The organism is Caballeronia eucalypticola, from assembly GCF_047608185.1.
GTDB lineage: Bacteria > Pseudomonadota > Gammaproteobacteria > Burkholderiales > Burkholderiaceae > Caballeronia.
The window spans coordinates 156744-173624 of record NZ_JBLKRU010000003.1; the positions used below are offsets into that span (position 1 = coordinate 156744).

A 16881-nucleotide genomic window follows, 5' to 3' on the forward strand; every position below is an offset into this window, starting at 1 on the left:
AAGCGCAAGCCACTGCTTCACATGTGAAGGCGCATATGAAAACACGGACGCAAACCTCACTGAAGAGGTCTGCGGCCATGTTTGCTAACTTTGCATCCAAGCGGTTGAAACGTTGCTTAGAAGCCAAACGCGAAACCTGCGCCTCCGGTGCTTTCTTCGCCGGTCGTCGAACCGCCGACCGTGATGACCATGTTGGTGCCAAAGCGCTTTTGGAAGCCGATCGCAATAGCGGCCTTGTTGCGATACACACCCGTGCCCGCTGCGAAGCGGTTGTCCTTGTCGGCCACCGCTGCCGCGCTGCCTGCCATCATCGCCATCGCGCTGCTCATTGCACCGACGCTGTTGATGTGGTTGTTGGCAAGCGACAGGCCGCTGTCCATGTCGGAGCGAAGGGCGTCGGTGTAACCCTTCGCCGACTTCACGCCCGTGTTCACCGACTGTTGCATCTGGTTCACGTTGACGGCGTCCGTACCGTCTGTGCCCGCGGCGACGTTCGTGACCTGACGCTGACCGCCGGCCGCTGTGGTTCCCACCGATACCGCGTTGGCACGATCCGCAACTGAGCCTGAGCCGAGTGCAACCGCGTTGTTCGCCGTAGCCGATGCATTCGCACCGACGGCAACCGCATTGTTCGCCGTAGCCGATGTATTCGAGCCGACCGCGATCGAATTGGTGCCGCTAGCCACTGACGTCGCGCCAGACGCTACCGAGTTCGCGCCTGATGCCATGGCATTCGCGCCCGATGCCACCGAGTGCGTGCCGCTCGACGTAGCGATTTCCGTGTCGCGATTGCCATCGGCGGTGAAGAGCGGGTTGTATGCGCCATTCGCGAGGTTGGTGACCTGGCCCATCATGTCGTTCAACTGACCCAGGTTGACCGCGTCCATGTTGCCGGTGCCTGCAGCGACGTTATGCAGCGCCGTGCCCGTGGCGTTGCCGAGCGTTGCATTGGCATAGTCCGGCGTGCCGTCGGCGTTGGTGTCGTACTTGATCGCGCTGGCGCCAAGTGACGTCACGCTATTCGATACAGCGTTGAGTTGCCCGACGTTGACCGCGTCGGTGGACGCCGTACCGGCCGCCACGTTGGTGACCTGGCGCTCGCTACCTGCTGCGCCGACCGACACCGTATTGTCCCGATCAGCAACGGAGTTCGACCCGAGCGCGACGGAATTCTTGCCCGACGACACAGCCGCGCCGCCGATCGCCACCGAATCCGCGCCAGTTGCCGACGAATCGGCAAGCGTGGAGTTGGAGTGGAAATACTTGATGCCGCCGCCGTTGTTGACGTTGTTCGTAAAGTCCTGAAGCGCTGCCACGTTCTGATTGGTTGCGTACAGTTGCGACCCGTTCACGGCGTCGGTGCTGTCATCCGTCAATTTGCCGCTGGCGACATTCGTCAGCAACGTGGGCTTCGTGGCACCCGCACCGCCCAGCGTGATCTGCTCGTAGTTCGGCGTGCCGTCCGTGTTCGTGTCGTACTTGACCGCAAGGCTGCCAAGCGTGTCGACGTTATTCGATACGGCGGTCAGCTGGCCGACATTGACCGCGTCGGTGGACGCCGTGCCTGCCTCGACGTTGGTGATCTGGCGTTCCTTGCCGGCTGCACCGACGGACACCGAGTTGACACGATCAGCAACCGAGTTCGATCCAAGCGCAACTGAGTTGTTCGGCGATGCTACCGCTGCGCCGCCGATTGCCACCGAATCCGCGCCAGTCGCCGATGAATCGGCAAGCGTTGAATTCGTGTGGAAGTACTTGATGCCGCCGCCATTGTTGATGTTGCCTTCGAACGTTTCGAGCGATCCGACGCGCTGATTGGTCGAGTACAACTGCGAGCCGTTGATGGCATCAGTACTGGTCGAGGACAGGTCGCCAATTTGCAGGTTGGAAATCGTGACAAGCTTCGACGTACCGGCGCCTCCCAGCGTGATATGCGCCTGGTCGGCGGCATCGTAGGCGACCTTGTTGCTCAGCTCGGTATCGACCTTGGTGATCGCATCGCCAACGGTGCCAAACGATGCGCCGGCAACGGTGTATGCGGGCGCCTGAATCGTGCCGTCGGCGTTGACCTTCGCTCCGCCGCCGAGCAAGGTCGTTACGTTCTGAAGCTGGGTCACGTTGACGCCGTCATAGGCTTGCGTGCCGGCAGCTACGTTCACGATCTGGCGTTTGGTCGTGGCGTTGCCGACCGAGACGGTGCCTTGGCGGTCGGCAACGGAGAGCGTACCGAGGGCAACGGTGTCCAAAGCGGATGCGGTTGCGCCCGGGCCGAGAGCAGTCGCTTTCGTGCTCGCGCGTGAGTCAGAGCCAATGGCGAGGGCTGCGTTCGAACCACCGGTGCTGTCCGCGACGGCGTTTCCACCAATCGCAATGCTGCCGATGCCGATGGCCGACGCGCCGTTGCTATTGGTGGCAGCGTCGTTTGCTGACAGGTACTTGCTGCCGGCACCCGCTGCCTCCAAGGCGTCATTGACGTTATTGAATGATTTGCCTGCGACCGTGAAGGTCGGGCCAGAGATCGAACCATCCTCGTTAAGGGCAGCACCGCCGCCAAGTGCGCTGACGAGAGGCGTGATCTGCCCCACGTTGACTGCGTCAGTCGCTTGCGTGCCGCGTGCGACTTGCACGAGCTGTCGTTGCGTCGTAGAGCTACCGATAGAAACTGTATTGGTGCGATCAGCAACGGCGCCACTACCCAATGCTACTGACGAAGCGGCCACTGCCGACGCTGATGCGCCGATCGACACAGCCTGTTGACCGTTCGACACCGCGGCATATCCGAGCGCAACTGCGTTAGTTACAGCAAGGCTGGTCGCGTCTCCAATAGCGGAGTTTTGACCGATGGCAATGCTTCCAGGACCTACCGACCGAGCGTTGTAGCCAACGGCAATGGTTCCAGAAATAACGCCGGGAGGGGGCGTACTGCCGATTACGCCGTCAGTGTAGGAGTTCATCCCGATTGCGATCGTGCCCGTGTCTTGTGATTGCGCATTAGGTCCGACCGCGACTCCTGTCGCGCTTTCCACAGTTCCGCCGTCCGTCGCTCCCGCGACGGCAGTCCCTGCTGCACCAAGTGTTACGACAGATGCAACAACCGCTTTTGTTAATCGCCCGTTGCGCTTACCACGCGCCGCAGCAGTTTCCGACACCGCGACCCATGCGCCGATGGATTCATTCCAGACTGACTTATAAACCTTGTTCATTTTGCATTCCTGCGTAGAGTTGACTCGGATCCACGACGCGAGCACGCAGCGGGACAGGTGTCATCCGCGTGTCGAGTCCGCGCCGATATCGAATCCGAAGGGACTCGTCGATGGCTGCGTGGACAAGGCTCGAACTCTACTGACCGAGGCAAAATGCCTTAATGAGAAAGCTCCTAATTAATCGGTCAGTGCAATATAAACAACGTATTGGCTGCCCGAATCGATTGGATTTATCGAGTGAGTTGAGTCGGAATAAGAATTGTTAGGGCGAAGGCTTATGAGTAAGCCGATCGTCCCAAAACAGGCGAGTCGCCACAGAGCACTTAAATGACGCGCGCGCGCAAACCCTGCTTCCCCTGTCATGTCACAATTTGTGCAATCGCCTTGTGTGCGGACCAACTTATGTTCGGGCCGCTCTGCTCTTGTCACTCGTCAGGAAATCATCGCTTATGAACATTGCCAAAGACCTTCAGACCATCGTCCACCAGGAACAGACGCTCGTCTTTCCGCAATTTGATTCGGACCGTGCATGGCAGCTCGGCTCGCAACTGCGTGAGATGGCCGTGGCGCGCGGTGCGGCGGTCGCCATGGAAGTCCGGACTTTCGGCCAGCCGTTGTTCTTCGCCGCGCTCGATGGCACCACGCCCGACAACGTCCGCTGGGTGCAACGCAAGGCGCGAACGGTCGAGCACTTTCGTGTGAGTTCTTATGCCATCGGCCTGGGGCTGCAGCAGGCAGGCGCCACCCTTGCCGACAAATACAGTCTCCCCGCCGCCGAGTTCGCCTCGCACGGCGGCGCGTTCCCGCTGACGGTCAAGGGCGCGGGCGTGATTGGCGTGGTGACGGTGTCGGGCCTGCCGCAACGCCGGGACCACGAGTTCGTAGTCGAAGCGCTGTGCGCGGTCCTCGGCCACGACGCAAGCGCGCTTGCGTTTGCATCGGACAAGGCATAACCCATGCGCTCATCCGCTTATATGCTGCTCGCAGTCGCTATCGTTGCTGAAGTCGTGGCGACATCGGCTTTGCGGGCATCGGAAGGATTCTCGCGGCTGGTGCCGTCCGTCATTGTGGTGATCGGCTATGGCATCTCGTTCTATCTGCTCTCGCTGACGCTGAAGTCGCTGCCGGTAGGCATTGTCTATGCCGTGTGGTCCGGTGCCGGCATCGTGCTGATCACGATCGCGGCGGCATTATTATTCAAGCAGATCCCCGACCTGCCCGCCGTACTTGGGATGGGCCTGATCGTAGCGGGCGTAGTCGTGCTGAACGTGTTTTCGAAGGTCAGCCCGCATTAACACCGGCCGCGCCACGCGCAGCCGGTGGCATGTCAGTTACACCGTACGACCATCGAGCGGTTTTTAACATTCGCCGATACCACGTTCGTGATGCTGCCGCCCGACGGTCCGCCTTCCTCATTGTCCTTCGATACGATCGTGTAGCCCGTCGCGCCGCATTTATCCCCGGCCATGACATAGCAGCTCGCCCATGTCGTGCTCGCATCGGCACCGCTGCAGTTGATGGCATAACCGCTCTGGCCGTCGGGAAGATGAATCAGCGATGCATCGGTTGACGATGCACATCCGCCAAGGCTTAAGACACCCGCGACTGCCACGGTGAGACCGGCGGCTTGTAAAACCCGCGCCATGCGAAGCGGGGAGGGAAGCGGCAAGCGCTGGGCAAATTTATTCATTGTGTTCCTCGGTGGCAGACACCGGATAACGTCGTAGAAGATCGAGCAGAACGCACGGACCTCGCTCTCGAACCCGCCTCTCCAACCTACGTCTCCAACGTGTTTCCAAATATGTTTGTGCACGTATTTTCCCACACGCCGGTGAGCGCGCGAAAAAGTCGGCTTTTTGATCCAGATCAACCCACCGCGATAAATGCTCCGCAGCCCGGCCTCTGGCGCGCGGCTTGCACTACATTTTCAAGCGAACCGCTTTGGGACCGGCCGCGCCGCCCAAGCCCGGGAAGAAATGCAACAGGTTGCAACCGCTGAGAACTAATTGCCGGCGTTCAACCCTTACAGAAGCGTGGGCAACACACGAACACTTATAAAACATTTGAGAGGAAGACATGGCAGAACGCGTTAGCGGCCCGTATCGCGGGTATTACATCAGCGCGGCAGCGCGCCTTACCCAAGCTCCGGATCAGGCTGATGGAGCGTCGAACGCACCCATCTACGTGGGTACCGTGAGTGTTGCGGAGGGCAGTCCGGACAACGTCCGCCGCTTTGAGGCATTGGTCGATGTCGGCGCTCAACAGCGCTTTTCGACCGAGGACGACGCGCTCGTCAATGTGGAGCAGGCGGCGCGCGCCTATATCGACAGATTGTTGCAAAATAGCTGATGCGCACGCTCAACATCCGCCACCCGGCAATGCGTTGCGTAGCGGAGGCGCTGCTCGATTTGTTCCCAAGCGGCGCGGATATCAGCGAGATTGGCACGGATCTGAAACCGTGCCTGTTCGTGAGTTGGCGCACGAGCGGCATGGCGAGTCATCCGGGCAATATTGCGTGGGGCGTGCACTACCGGTTCGAGGCGGAAGCGTTGAGTCTTTTCGATGTGGTCACCGAGCCGGCGCAGCAGCAATTTTGCGAACGGGTAAGGGACATGAGCCGGCATCTGAAGTTCGATTACGCCGATCCTGACGCGGTGTCGCTGCTGATTGTCGACGTGTCCGCTGCGCTGGTTCGGCTCAGCATGGAAGAAGCCGGGTAGACCGGAACGAGGCGTCGCGAGTAGGATCGTGCGTTACCCCTATTTCCTTGCCATTCGAGGCCGCCATGAACATTCTTTTTCCCGCCGATGCGCCGGCGTATCGCGACGCGAATCTCACGGTCGTATTCGCTGCGCTGGTCGATGGCGAGCGCGTTCCGTGCGCGATCTCGGTTGAAGCCCTGGAGGATCACTTTGGCGCGCAGAGTTGCGACAGCATCGGGTGGATACGTGCATTCGATGCTGCACGCCCGAGGATTGAAGCGGTTGCGAGGGAGCATCTGCATATCAATAACGGTGAGCCCGTGCTTTTGAAGAGCGGCCATTTTCCACCGGGAATGGCGAACTGATAGCGGGTATTTGAAGAGGCGGCTGCCTTCATCGCTACTCAGTTTTACATTGACTTGGCCGGTGTCATCCGGAAAATGCGCGGGATGGCAGGCTCAAAACAACATCTTTCAAATCAGCCCTTACTGCGCATCCAAATCCTCGATGCGGCGCGCGTGATAGTCGTGCGTGACGGTTTCGACGCGTTGTCGATGCGCAAGATCGCAGGGGTCGTCGGATATTCGCCCGCTTCGCTTTACCTGCATTTCGCAAGCCGCGATGCCATCGCTCACGCGCTTTGCGCCGAGGCCCACGCGCAGTTGCTCGAGTCCCTGCACGCGCTTGATGGCGTGATCGAACCGGTGGAGCGCCTGAAGGCCATGGCGCATGCGTACGTCACGTTCGGGCTGACACATCCTGAAGTGTATCGGCTGATTTTCATGCAGAATCCCGCTTATACCGGTGCCGCGTTTAACGATGTGACATCGGCCGGCGAAACGGTGCTTTCCCTGCTGACCGGGACGTTGGCGTTGGTTGATAAGCCTGCGGCTCGCGCCGAGACATTGTGGGCCGCGTTGCACGGTATCGTGTCGTTGAGCATGATGGCCTCGACAGTTTTCACTGTGCCGACGGATACGCTTATCGATGAAATGCTGGATGTATATTTGCCTGGCAAGAACAAGAAGCCTGCTCGTCGACGGCCGTCAGCAAGTGCTGGTTGACGGGCTTTCCCGATGGGCTTTCTGGTTCCATTTTCAGCTTCATTTTCACTCACACGAATAGAAACTCGCATTGCATATGACTGAATCCATCGATGAAATTCGTATCGAACGCGCGCAGGGTATAGGCTTCATCGCGCTGAACCGTCCGAAGGCGTTGAACGCGTTGTCCACGCCCATGCTGCACGCCATTCATCGCGCGCTGAACGCCTGGCGTGACGACGCTTCGGTGCACGCGGTGGTCGTCTATAGCCCGCATCCGCGTGCGTTCTGCGCGGGCGGCGATATCCGGTTTTTATATCAATCGGCGAAGGCGGGCGAGCACGCGGTCATCGAAGAATTTTTCACCGATGAATACCGCTTGAATCACGCGATTTTCACGTATCCGAAGCCGTATATCGCATTGCTGAACGGCGTGGTGATGGGCGGTGGAATGGGGATTTCGCAGGGCGCGCGGCATACGGGCGGTGTGCGCGTGGTCACCGGTTCGACGAAGATGGCGATGCCCGAAACGCGTATCGGTTTGTTTCCGGATGTGGGCGTGAGCTGGTTCCTCGCGCGCACGCCGGGCGCGATCGGGCGTTATCTCGCGGCGACGGGCGCGACTATCGATGCCGCCGATGCACTTTACACCGGCCTCGCCGATGCTTATATGAACGACGAAGCGCTGCCGGCTCTTATCAATACGCTGAAGGAGAAACCGTTCGCGAGCGGCGCGGAGGTGGTGCGGTTTATCGAAGCGCAGGCGCGTTCCGATGCAGGGAAGCCGAGCGAGCTTGCAAAGGAGCGTGGTTTTATCGACAAGCATTTTGCGTCGGGCAACGGCGCGGCCTGTCTGAAGTCATTGGAAAGCGTGACGAGCGGGGACGTCGAGGAAAGCGATTGGGCTACGCGCACGGCGGCTGAGTTGCGTGAGCGTTCGCCGTTATCCGTCGATGTATCGCTGGAATTGATCGACCGCGCCACGACGTCGAGCATGGCCGAGACGTTGAGGCGCGACCTCGGGCTCACGCGCGCGACGTTCGATCATGGCGATGTGATGGAAGGCATCCGGGCGCGCATTGTCGATAAGGACAATCAGCCGGTGTGGAAGGTGTCGCGCATGGAAGACGTGACGCGTGATGCGGTCTTGCGGATGTACGACAGTCCGTGGTCTGAGCGCGACCATCCGCTGGCCGCGCTGACGGATTAGTCGGCGTCGTTGCCGGCCATGAAGGCGCGCATGAAGACGAGCGCGCCCCAGCCCCACATTGCATTCGATGCAAATCCCAGTGCCAGCCGCGGCAGCATGTTGCCGCTCGGCCAGATGCCGCGCAGCGGATCGACCACGAACACGCTCGCGGCGGTCAGCACGATGCCGCCGAACACCAGCGCGCCGATCCACGGCGCGGTGCGGTCGGGTGCGACGCGCAGCAGCCACGCCATCAAGATGCCGAAGAATGCGCTCCATAGCGCATTGACGATGAATTCGGGAATGCCTAGCGGCAGGAATGGAGCGGTGGAATAGCCGGCTGGATCGACCACGCCGGCCGCATGCAACATCGCGATGGTCGCTTCACGGAAAAACAGTGCGGCGAGAAAGCCCGCGACGAACGGAAGAATGACTTTTTGCATTAAAAACCACCGCTTGAGACGCGAGCCGTGGCTGCGCCTGTATTTTAAGGTGGCGTCATTATAGGGTCGGGCATGTCGCGTTTTGGTGCAATCGGACGCGGCTTTGCGGTCGATGCAACGGGTTCTGGCGAATGCGCTAATCAGGTTGCAGTTTCGCAGCGATATTGCTTTGGATCGGGTTCGCGGCAGTTGATGAGTCGCCTGAGCGGAGCCATGGCGCGCTTGGCGTGTGGATGCGGAAGTTTTTCGCTTTTGGTTGGATCGAATCAGCGGCCAGTTGCTCGATGCATTCGGGAGCCGCGGCCGAATATTGCCGGCGATGCCGCCCTGCGGCCGCTTGATTCGCTGCGGTCGTCATCGTTTTCATGCGGCCAATGCGATCCTCGGCCGTCCTATTTCGCGATTGCGTCGCTGGCCGGGTTGTTGTGCAGCATGCGATCGCTGTTGGGAGGCAGGGCGGGGCGCTTCGTCGGCATGTTGTCCGGGTTATCCGCACGCGGGCCGGCCGCGTTTGGGGCGCTGGGTGTGACCGGCGGTTTAACCATCGACGCAGTGTCGTCGGCGTTCGCGGTCTGGGCCTGCACGCTCGTTTCCATTCCGATGCCCAGCGCGGCGATCACGACGGCAAAGGCGGCGACGATACAAGAAGGCGTTTTATTCGGACGGGATTTCATGAGTTTCTCCGGATCGTCGGCGCTTTTCGAATAAATCCGGCAAAGCGCTGGCATTTGATTTTTGAGACACCGGAGCGTGCGGAAGATTCGTTTTTTCGATGACTGCGGCGCCGTGGCCGGGGAGCATACGATTTTCATGCCGACCGATCTTGGCCGCGACGCAAAAAATACCGTACAGCAATCGATTCTCCGCGCAGGCTGTTGATTTCACGGTAAATCTGATTGTTAACGTCGAGTTCGTGGCGTTTCGAGCGTTACGGTAAAATCACGGATTCAGCGCCGGAAAGGCGCCCAACGCCTACAATCAGCAGTTCCCATGTCAACAGCTTTAAAACCGAGCCCGCGCCGCGTCAGCGTTGCCCCGATGATGGATTGGACTGACCGCCATTGCCGGTCGTTCCACCGCATCCTGACGAAGCACACGTGGCTCTATACAGAGATGGTCACGACCGGCGCGCTGCTGCACGGCGACGTCGCGCGGCATCTCGCGTTCACGCCAGGCGAAGCGCCCGTTGCGCTGCAGCTCGGCGGCAGCGAGCCAGCGGATCTAGCCCGCAGTGCGAAGCTCGGCGAGCAATGGGGTTACGACGAAATCAACCTGAATTGCGGCTGCCCGTCCGAGCGCGTGCAACGCGGCGCATTCGGCGCGTGCCTGATGAACGAGCCGCAACTGGTCGCGGATTGCGTGAAAGCCATGCGCGACGTGGTGTCCATTCCGGTCACGGTCAAGCATCGGATAGGTGTGGACGCGGTTGAGGACTATGCCTACGTGCGCGACTTCGTCGGCACCGTCGCCGATGCCGGCTGCGAAGTGTTTATCGTCCACGCGCGGAATGCTATCCTGAAGGGTTTGAGCCCGAAGGAGAATCGCGAGATTCCGCCTCTGAAGTATGAATATGCGTATCAGTTGAAGCGCGATTTTCCGCATCTGGAAATATCGATCAACGGTGGCATCAAGACGCTCGATGAAGTGGAAGAGCATCTGAAGCATGTCGATGGCGTGATGCTCGGCCGCGAGGCCTATCACAACCCCTACGTGCTCGCGGGCGTCGATTCACGTTTTTACGGCGCGGATACGCCCTTGTTGTCGCGCGAGGAGGCTGAGGCGAGCTTGATCGACTATGCGCGTCAGGAAGTGGCGCGCGGGGCGTTCCTCGGCGGCATTACGCGGCATGCGCTGGGTTTGTATCGAGGCGTGGCGGGTGCGCGTGGCTGGCGCCGCGTTCTCTCGGATAGCCGCCGTCTCGCCACCGGCGATATGACTATTTTCGATGAAGCGCGCACTCATCTGCGTGAACCTGTCGAATTGATCGAATAAGGGACTAGGCAAAGCGAATCTTTGTTCGTATAATCTTGTTTCTCGATTCAGCAAGCCTGTTCTTGGCGAGCTAAAGAGGCAGCAAGAAGTAAGACAGTGGTGGCTGTAGCTCAGTTGGTAGAGTCCAGGATTGTGATTCCTGTTGTCGTGGGTTCGAGCCCCATCAGCCACCCCAAAAGATTCAAGTAAAAAGCCCGACTTTCGCGAGTTGGGCTTTTTGCTTTCTGGAATCCATGTGACTCTTGATTAAGCCGAATTGGACAAGATCAACCGATATACAAACGGCTAGATCGCAGGCTTTACTCAAAGCTGGGTGTTGAAGAGCGTGAGCAGAGCATTAATAAAGTACGGGGATCGATCACGCCAATTCACTGATAGGGTCTCCCGAACAGCGCCCACCGTGGCTCCGCCCGACACGTTAGGCCGTTAAAAATCGAGAGGCTTAATTCTCATGCGTTTGGCATTGCGGGCCAGGACGCCATCGAGTGTTGCCATGGTCTTTACTTTGGCATCCATCGCAGCAGCAAGGTGCAACGCGTCGCCAGCGCGCAGTCCGGTTGTGGCGTCCAAAGTCAGCACGGCCGCGCGGTGAAACGTAGACGGCTCGACCGGCAGCAACTGCAAATCGCTTGCGCAAAGGCGCTCGAACGCCTGCCATGCGGACGCACCTTGCACGGCGGATATTTGCGCTGTCCGTTGCTTGATTCCGAGGGCGCTTGCAAACTCAGTGACGCACCATGCAGCGGAGGTCAATTCGTCGGTACACGCTGCATACCATCGTGCAACAACAGCGCTCATGGGTTCATTTACGCACAGCGCCACCAGCACGGACGTGTCTACATAAGTCGACATCAATAGCGCGCTCCGCGCCGTAGCTCGTCTATGACGGGCTCAGATATTGGCATCGTCTCACGGGTTGTTTCAAGCTCCCGGGCGAACGCGCTGCGGTCCCATTTAGAGGCGCGAATACTAAGACCGCCGTCGATGGTCAAGTCAACCTGCACGTGGTCGCCTTCCTTCACGCCAATGCGGCGCACGTACTCGGCGGGAATTCGAAGCGCGAGGCTATTGCCCCATTTTGCAATTTGCAGATTCATCTTATACGGTTCCAATTGATATACGAATACGTATATACATCATAGCACCGTCTTGACTGCACGCAAACGGCTCGACCTGCCTCACCCCTTCCTCCCGTGCCCGCTAACCTGCGCGCCCGCATCGCGATGCAAGCTAAACAGGTCCGCTACTCCCACCAATCCCACCGCCCCCACGATCAAGAACGCGATGCTGAAATCGGCTGGCACGACGGTCTGCGCATCGTGACCATGCAGCCATTCGGCCAGCCTCAAAGCGATCGCCCCGAGCGCGACGCCAATCCCCATCGTCAACTGGAACAGCGTGCTCGACAAAGCCGACGCGCCGCTCATCTGCGCCTTCGGGACATCGGCGAAACTGAGTGTGTTCAGCGCCGTGAACTGCAGCGAGCGCGACAGTCCGCTCGCAAACAACACCGCGACGATGATCCAGGTCGGTGTAGCAGGCGATATCAAGCTCATCAACGCCAGCGACGCAGCCGCCACGATCCCGTTCACGATCAGCACCGGACGGAAGCCGAAGCGCCGCATGACCGGCGTGGTGACGAGTTTCATCGATAAATTGCCGGCGAAGACCGACAACGTCAGCAACCCGGATGCAAACGCGTTCAGCCCGAAGCCGACCTGAAACATCAGCGGCAGCAGGAACGGCGCCGCGCTGATGGCAACGCGAAACAACGAGCCGCCGCCCATCGCCACCCTGAAAGTCTTGATCTGCAGCGCGTTGAGATCCAGCACCGGTTCGCTCGCGCGCCGCACATGCCACCACGCGAGCACGCCCGCGAGTACGCCGACGGCGGTCAGCGCGCTGGCGAATGCCCAGGGCGTGTCGTTGCGGCCGATGAGTTCCATCGCGTAGAGCAGGGTCGTGCAGGCAAGGCCGCACAGCACGAAACCCAGGAAATCAAAGCGGCGGCTGGCGTGCTCGCGGGTGTTATCGAGGTAACGAAGCGCCACGACCAGGCCAATCAAACCGAGCGGCAGGTTCAGGTAAAAGATCCAGCGCCACGACGAATACGTGGTGATGAACCCGCCCAGCGGCGGCCCGATCACGGGCGCGACAAGGCCGGGCCAGGTGATGATCGAGATAGCGCGCATCAAGCCTTCCTTGGGCGTCGCGCGCAATACCGCGAGCCGCCCGACCGGCACCATCATCGCACCGCCGATACCCTGAAGCACCCGTGCTGCCGTGAACGTGGGCAGCGTCGACGTCATGCCGCACAGCACGGACGCCACCGTGAACAACGCGATCGCGCTGCCGAACACGGTGCGCAGGCCGAAGCGGTCCGCCGCCCAGCCGCTGATAGGGATGAAGACGGCGAGCGTCAACAGATACGACGTAATGCCGAGGCTCAGGTCGACGGGGTGAAGACCAAACGAGCGCGCCATTTGCGGCAATGCCGTGGCGATGATCGTGCCGTCGAGGTTCTCCATGAAGAAGGTCGCCGCGACCAGCATCACGATGACGGATGAACCGCGCGGGTTCGCCGCGCCGGACGTGGTGCGGGTGAGGTCGGGGGCCTGCATCTAAGAGTCTCTCTTGTTCTGATCCGAATGAACGCAGCACGCTTGAAAAGCTAATGAAAGCCAATCACGCCGCATGCCGTTAGCTTACCGGGCGCGGAGCGCGCCGTGGCGATGGGCACCCCTGCAGCAAGGCCCGCGCTATGGTAGCGTCGACACTCGGCTAGCGCCTTTGAAACCTGAAAACGAACATGGGGAAGCACGCGATGGAGTACCGGAAACTCGGTGGAACGGATGTCAATGTCAGCCTGATCGGACTGGGCACCATGACCTGGGGCGAGCAGAACACGGAAGCCGATGCGCACGCGCAACTCAATGCCGCGCTCGATGCCGGCATCAACCTGATCGACGCCGCCGAGATGTATCCGGTGCCCCCGCGTCCCGAGACGCAAGGGCGCACGGAGGCATATATCGGCACGTGGCTGGCAGCGAACCCGGGTGCACGCAAGAAAATCGTGCTCGCGACCAAGATCGCGGGGCCGGCGCGCCAGCCGCACAATCCGCGGCATATTCGCGGCGAGGCGAATCAATTCGACCGCAAGAACCTGACCGAAGCCGTCAATACCAGCCTCGCGCGGCTGCAGACGGATTACATCGATTTGTACCAATTGCACTGGCCCGACCGCAGCACGATGACCTTCGGCCGTGCGAATTATCCGTGGATCAAGGACGAATACACGGTGCCTATCGAAGAGACGCTGACGGTGCTCGGCGATCTCGTGAAGGCAGGGAAGATCCGTTACGTCGGGGTATCGAATGAGACGCCCTGGGGTGTCGCCCAATTCCTCCAGGCCGCCGACAAACTCGGCTTGCCGCGAATCGTAAGCATCCAGAATCCGTACAGCCTGGTGAATCGGACATTCGAAGCCGGCCTCTCCGAGTTCACGCACAAAGAAGATGTCGGCCTGCTGGCGTATTCGCCGCTGGCATTCGGCTGGTTGTCCGGCAAGTACGAGGGCGGTGCGCGTCCGGAAGGTGCCCGCATTACGCTGTTCGAGCGGTTTGCACGCTACAGTAAGCCGCATACGATCAAGGCCATCAGCGGCTACGTGGAGCTCGCACGGCGTCACGGCCTGAGCCCGGCGCAACTCGCGCTCGCGTTCGTGAACAGCCAGCCGTTCACGACCAGCACGCTCATCGGCGCGACGTCGCTCGAGCAATTGCACGAGGACATCGGCAGCGTGGACGTTAAATTGTCCGACGAGATCCTCGCTGAAATCGATGCGCTTCACGAAGCGCAGCCGAATCCGGCGCCGTGAGCTGGCGCAATGAGTTGGCTCCGTGAGTTGACTCCATGAGCCGACTCGCTGATCGTTTGCTGAAAATGTCACGCGCCAACGTTACGATGATCAAAACGACCACGATTTTTTACCCATTACGTTCGTTTTTTGCATTGTTTCAAGCGTAAAGTTGTTGTCTCGTTGATGTCGTAATCGTCTGTCATAAGCCGCGCCAAGCCGTTCGTGGCGCGCGCTTCGTTGTTCTTTGGTGACGCGCCAGTTGTCATGGCACTACACTTGCTCGAAGGTCCCGGTTGCCCGCTGTGGCGCCTCTCGTGCCTCAGCGCGCCCTACGCAAAGGAGTCGTCGCTCATGCCGCAAACCCCCTCGAAGTCCTCTTCCGATCTCGACACCCTCGCCATCAACACCATCCGCACGCTGTCTATGGACGCGGTGCAAAAAGCCAATTCCGGCCACCCGGGTACGCCGATGGCGCTCGCGCCCGTCGGTTTTCATCTGTGGCAGAACCACTTGCGCTACGATCCAGCCGAGCCGCTGTGGCCAAACCGCGACCGCTTCGTGCTGTCGGTCGGTCACGCGTCCATGCTGCTGTATTCGTTGCTGCACCTGACCGGCGTGAAAGCCGTCGATCACGCCGGCAAGCCAACGGATGGTCCGGCCGTGTCGCTGGATGACATCAAGCATTTTCGGCAGCTGGATAGCAAGACGCCGGGCCATCCCGAATACCGCATGACAACGGGCGTTGAAACCACCACCGGTCCGCTCGGGCAAGGGCTAGGCAACAGCGTCGGCATGGCCATGGCCGGGCGCTGGTACGAGTCGCATTTCAACAAGCCGGATGCGAAGATTTTCGACTATCACGTGTACGCGTTGTGCGGTGACGGCGACATGATGGAAGGCATCTCGCACGAAGCCGCTTCCATGGCGGGTCACCTGAAGTTGTCGAATCTGACCTGGATCTACGACAGCAACCGCGTGACCATTGAAGGCCACACGGATCTCGCGTACAGCGACGACGTGGAAACGCGTTTCAAGGGCTATCACTGGAACACCATCCACGTTGACGACGCCAACGACGCCGGCGCGCTCGAAGCCGCGCTGAACCAGGCGAAGGCCTACACGGACGGACCTACGCTGATCGTGGTGAAGAGCATTATCGGCTGGGGTGCGCCGCATAAGCAGGACACTTCCGCCGCGCACGGCGAGCCGCTGGGCGTGGACGAAATCAAGCTCGCGAAGAAGTTTTACGGCTGGCCGGAAGATTCGAGTTTCCTCGTGCCGGACGGCGTGTATGAGCACTTCAACGAGGGCATCGGTGCGCGCGGCAAGGCGGCGCGCGTTGCGTGGCAAAAGAGTTTCGATGACTACGCGAAGAAGTATCCGGACTTGGCGAAAGAGTTTGCGCAGATCGAAGCGCACGAGTTGCCGGCAGGCTGGGACGCGGATATTCCTACGTTCGATGCCGATCCGAAGGGCATGGCGTCGCGGGAATCGTCGGGCAAGGTGTTGAACGCTATTGCCAAGCGTTTCCCGTGGATGATCGGCGGTTCGGCGGATTTGTCGCCATCGACGAAAACCGATATGAAGTTCGAAGGCGCGGGCAGTTTCGAGTTCGATAACTACGCGGGCCGCAACCTGCACTTCGGTATTCGCGAGCACGTGATGGGCGCAATTTGCAACGGGCTCGCGCTGTCGAACCTGCGGCCCTACGGTTCCACGTTCCTGATTTTCAGCGACTACATGAAGCCGCCCATCCGGCTTTCGGCCATCATGGAGGTGCCGGTCATCTACGTGTTCACGCACGATTCCATCGGCGTGGGCGAAGACGGTCCGACGCACCAGCCGATCGAACAACTGGCGTCGTTGCGCGGTGTGCCGGGGCTCAGTACGTATCGTCCGGGCGATGCAAACGAGGTGTCCGAATCGTGGCGCGCCGCGCTTGCTGAGCCGCAACGTCCGGCGTGCATCGTGGTGTCGCGCCAGCCAATGCCGACTTTCGACCGGTCGAAATATGCATCGGCGAAGGGCGTCCACAAGGGCGCGTATGTTCTCGCCGACGCTGAAGACGGCAAGAAGCCGGAAGTCATCCTGATGGCGACAGGTACCGAAGTATCGGTTTGCGTCGATACGTATGAAAAGCTCAAGAGTGAAGGCATCGCGGCGCGCGTCGTGTCCATGCCGTCATGGGATCTGTTCGAACGCCAGGACAATGCCTACAAGGATTCCGTGATTCCGCCGGACGTCGACGCGCGTGTTTGCGTTGAGCAGGCGGGCACGCTCGGCTGGGATCGCTATGTCGGCCGCCTCGGTTCGCAGATCGTGATGCATACATTCGGGGCATCGGCTCCGCTTTCCGACCTGAAGAAGAAATTCGGCTTCACGCCGGAACACGTCTACGACGAAGCCAAAAAGCAGATTGAACGCGTCAAAACCAGCCATAAGGAGTAAGC

The 16881-nt window shown here is 60.1% G+C and carries 18 protein-coding genes and 1 tRNA gene; 11 read left to right on the forward strand and 8 right to left on the reverse strand.

The window, feature by feature from the left end; translation table 11 throughout:
• Window positions 1–116: 116 nt before the first annotated feature.
• Complete coding sequence (locus tag ACMX25_RS05055; RefSeq protein WP_414948437.1) at window positions 117–3203, reverse strand: ESPR-type extended signal peptide-containing protein; 3087 nt, start codon at window positions 3201–3203, stop codon at window positions 117–119.
• Between the two features lie 449 nt (window positions 3204–3652).
• On the opposite strand from ACMX25_RS05055, the gene ACMX25_RS05060 reads away from it, so the two are divergent.
• Together ACMX25_RS05060 and ACMX25_RS05065 are read left to right on the forward strand one after the other, a co-directional pair.
• The gene (locus tag ACMX25_RS05060) at window positions 3653–4156 is read left to right on the forward strand and encodes a heme-degrading domain-containing protein (protein ID WP_414948438.1); all 504 of its coding nucleotides are present in this window, start codon (window positions 3653–3655) and stop codon (window positions 4154–4156) included.
• 3 nt (window positions 4157–4159) lie between these two features.
• On the forward strand, window positions 4160–4498 hold the full coding sequence (locus ACMX25_RS05065) for a DMT family transporter (protein WP_414948439.1): 339 nt from the start codon (window positions 4160–4162) through the stop codon (window positions 4496–4498).
• Between the two features lie 32 nt (window positions 4499–4530).
• Here the strand turns inward: ACMX25_RS05065 and ACMX25_RS05070 are convergent, their stop codons facing one another.
• On the reverse strand, window positions 4531–4848 hold the full coding sequence (locus tag ACMX25_RS05070) for a hypothetical protein (protein WP_414948683.1): 318 nt from the start codon (window positions 4846–4848) through the stop codon (window positions 4531–4533).
• 431 nt (window positions 4849–5279) lie between these two features.
• On the opposite strand from ACMX25_RS05070, the gene ACMX25_RS05075 reads away from it, so the two are divergent.
• The 5 genes from ACMX25_RS05075 (at window position 5280) to ACMX25_RS05095 (ending at window position 8158) form a co-directional block, all read left to right on the forward strand.
• Window positions 5280–5552, forward strand: a complete 273-nt coding sequence (locus ACMX25_RS05075) for a hypothetical protein (protein WP_414948440.1) — start codon at window positions 5280–5282, stop codon at window positions 5550–5552.
• The gene (locus ACMX25_RS05080) at window positions 5552–5923 is read left to right on the forward strand and encodes a hypothetical protein (protein ID WP_414948441.1); all 372 of its coding nucleotides are present in this window, start codon (window positions 5552–5554) and stop codon (window positions 5921–5923) included. Before ACMX25_RS05075 ends, ACMX25_RS05080 begins: the two co-directional genes overlap by 1 nt.
• Window positions 5924–5988: 65 nt before the next feature.
• Window positions 5989–6270, forward strand: coding sequence for a DUF1488 family protein (locus tag ACMX25_RS05085; protein ID WP_414948442.1), 282 nt, complete (start codon window positions 5989–5991; stop codon window positions 6268–6270).
• An 84-nt stretch (window positions 6271–6354) separates the two neighbouring features.
• Window positions 6355–6969, forward strand: coding sequence for a TetR/AcrR family transcriptional regulator (locus ACMX25_RS05090; protein ID WP_414948443.1), 615 nt, complete (start codon window positions 6355–6357; stop codon window positions 6967–6969).
• Between the two features lie 76 nt (window positions 6970–7045).
• A complete protein-coding gene (locus tag ACMX25_RS05095) occupies window positions 7046–8158 on the forward strand; it encodes an enoyl-CoA hydratase/isomerase family protein (RefSeq protein ID WP_414948444.1) in 1113 nt (370 codons plus the stop codon).
• Here ACMX25_RS05095 and ACMX25_RS05100 read toward each other — a convergent pair.
• The 3 genes from ACMX25_RS05100 to ACMX25_RS05110 form a co-directional block, all read right to left on the reverse strand.
• The gene (locus ACMX25_RS05100) at window positions 8155–8580 is read right to left on the reverse strand and encodes a hypothetical protein (protein ID WP_414948445.1); all 426 of its coding nucleotides are present in this window, start codon (window positions 8578–8580) and stop codon (window positions 8155–8157) included. The two genes, ACMX25_RS05095 and ACMX25_RS05100, sit on opposite strands and share 4 nt — an antisense overlap.
• 392 nt (window positions 8581–8972) lie before the next feature.
• Window positions 8973–9254, reverse strand: coding sequence for a hypothetical protein (locus ACMX25_RS05105; RefSeq protein WP_414948446.1), 282 nt, complete (start codon window positions 9252–9254; stop codon window positions 8973–8975).
• Entirely contained in the window at window positions 9235–9465 is a 231-nt protein-coding gene (locus ACMX25_RS05110; protein ID WP_414948447.1) for a hypothetical protein, read from the reverse strand. Before ACMX25_RS05110 ends, ACMX25_RS05105 begins: the two co-directional genes overlap by 20 nt.
• A 105-nt stretch (window positions 9466–9570) precedes the next feature.
• Between ACMX25_RS05110 and dusA the strand changes: the two genes are divergently transcribed.
• Both dusA and ACMX25_RS05120 read left to right on the forward strand, forming a co-directional pair.
• The gene (gene dusA, locus ACMX25_RS05115) at window positions 9571–10572 is read left to right on the forward strand and encodes a tRNA dihydrouridine(20/20a) synthase DusA (protein WP_414948448.1); all 1002 of its coding nucleotides are present in this window, start codon (window positions 9571–9573) and stop codon (window positions 10570–10572) included.
• 99 nt (window positions 10573–10671) lie between these two features.
• Window positions 10672–10747 (forward strand) — tRNA-His (locus ACMX25_RS05120).
• Window positions 10748–10998: 251 nt separating this feature from the next.
• Here the strand turns inward: ACMX25_RS05120 and ACMX25_RS05125 are convergent.
• From ACMX25_RS05125 to ACMX25_RS05135, 3 genes are all read right to left on the reverse strand, one after another.
• Window positions 10999–11424: a type II toxin-antitoxin system VapC family toxin gene (locus tag ACMX25_RS05125; RefSeq protein WP_414948449.1), complete on the reverse strand. Its 426-nt coding sequence runs from the start codon at window positions 11422–11424 to the stop codon at window positions 10999–11001.
• Window positions 11424–11669 (reverse strand): AbrB/MazE/SpoVT family DNA-binding domain-containing protein, encoded by a 246-nt coding sequence (locus ACMX25_RS05130; protein WP_436228244.1) that lies wholly within the window; start codon window positions 11667–11669, stop codon window positions 11424–11426. Before ACMX25_RS05130 ends, ACMX25_RS05125 begins: the two co-directional genes overlap by 1 nt.
• A gap of 81 nt (window positions 11670–11750) precedes the next feature.
• Window positions 11751–13193 carry a DHA2 family efflux MFS transporter permease subunit gene (locus tag ACMX25_RS05135; RefSeq protein WP_414948450.1) on the reverse strand — a complete coding sequence of 481 codons (1443 nt, stop codon included), beginning with the start codon at window positions 13191–13193 and terminating at the stop codon, window positions 11751–11753.
• Between the two features lie 203 nt (window positions 13194–13396).
• Between ACMX25_RS05135 and ACMX25_RS05140 the strand changes: the two genes are divergently transcribed.
• On the forward strand, window positions 13397–14449 hold the full coding sequence (locus ACMX25_RS05140) for an NADP(H)-dependent aldo-keto reductase (protein WP_414948685.1): 1053 nt from the start codon (window positions 13397–13399) through the stop codon (window positions 14447–14449).
• Between the two features lie 333 nt (window positions 14450–14782).
• Window positions 14783–16879: a transketolase gene (gene tkt, locus ACMX25_RS05145; RefSeq protein WP_414948451.1), complete on the forward strand. Its 2097-nt coding sequence runs from the start codon at window positions 14783–14785 to the stop codon at window positions 16877–16879.
• Window positions 16880–16881 lie beyond the last annotated feature (2 nt).

Excerpts from the sequence above, each read along its gene's own strand:
- ACMX25_RS05065 (WP_414948439.1), top strand. The coding sequence starts at position 4,160 with ATGCGCTCATCCGCTTATATGCTGCTCGCAGTCGCTATCGTTGCTGAA.
- ACMX25_RS05105 (WP_414948446.1), bottom strand. The coding sequence starts at position 9,254 with ATGAAATCCCGTCCGAATAAAACGCCTTCTTGTATCGTCGCCGCCTTT.
- ACMX25_RS05100 (WP_414948445.1), bottom strand. The coding sequence starts at position 8,580 with ATGCAAAAAGTCATTCTTCCGTTCGTCGCGGGCTTTCTCGCCGCACTG.
- ACMX25_RS05075 (WP_414948440.1), top strand. The coding sequence starts at position 5,280 with ATGGCAGAACGCGTTAGCGGCCCGTATCGCGGGTATTACATCAGCGCG.
- ACMX25_RS05135 (WP_414948450.1), bottom strand. The coding sequence starts at position 13,193 with ATGCAGGCCCCCGACCTCACCCGCACCACGTCCGGCGCGGCGAACCCG.
- ACMX25_RS05055 (WP_414948437.1), bottom strand. The coding sequence starts at position 3,203 with ATGAACAAGGTTTATAAGTCAGTCTGGAATGAATCCATCGGCGCATGG.
- ACMX25_RS05085 (WP_414948442.1), top strand. The coding sequence starts at position 5,989 with ATGAACATTCTTTTTCCCGCCGATGCGCCGGCGTATCGCGACGCGAAT.
- ACMX25_RS05095 (WP_414948444.1), top strand. The coding sequence starts at position 7,046 with ATGACTGAATCCATCGATGAAATTCGTATCGAACGCGCGCAGGGTATA.
- ACMX25_RS05125 (WP_414948449.1), bottom strand. The coding sequence starts at position 11,424 with ATGTCGACTTATGTAGACACGTCCGTGCTGGTGGCGCTGTGCGTAAAT.
- ACMX25_RS05080 (WP_414948441.1), top strand. The coding sequence starts at position 5,552 with ATGCGCACGCTCAACATCCGCCACCCGGCAATGCGTTGCGTAGCGGAG.
- ACMX25_RS05130 (WP_436228244.1), bottom strand. The coding sequence starts at position 11,669 with ATGAATCTGCAAATTGCAAAATGGGGCAATAGCCTCGCGCTTCGAATT.
- ACMX25_RS05090 (WP_414948443.1), top strand. The coding sequence starts at position 6,355 with ATGGCAGGCTCAAAACAACATCTTTCAAATCAGCCCTTACTGCGCATC.
- tkt (WP_414948451.1), top strand. The coding sequence starts at position 14,783 with ATGCCGCAAACCCCCTCGAAGTCCTCTTCCGATCTCGACACCCTCGCC.
- ACMX25_RS05140 (WP_414948685.1), top strand. The coding sequence starts at position 13,397 with ATGGAGTACCGGAAACTCGGTGGAACGGATGTCAATGTCAGCCTGATC.
- ACMX25_RS05070 (WP_414948683.1), bottom strand. The coding sequence starts at position 4,848 with ATGGCGCGGGTTTTACAAGCCGCCGGTCTCACCGTGGCAGTCGCGGGT.
- ACMX25_RS05060 (WP_414948438.1), top strand. The coding sequence starts at position 3,653 with ATGAACATTGCCAAAGACCTTCAGACCATCGTCCACCAGGAACAGACG.
- dusA (WP_414948448.1), top strand. The coding sequence starts at position 9,571 with ATGTCAACAGCTTTAAAACCGAGCCCGCGCCGCGTCAGCGTTGCCCCG.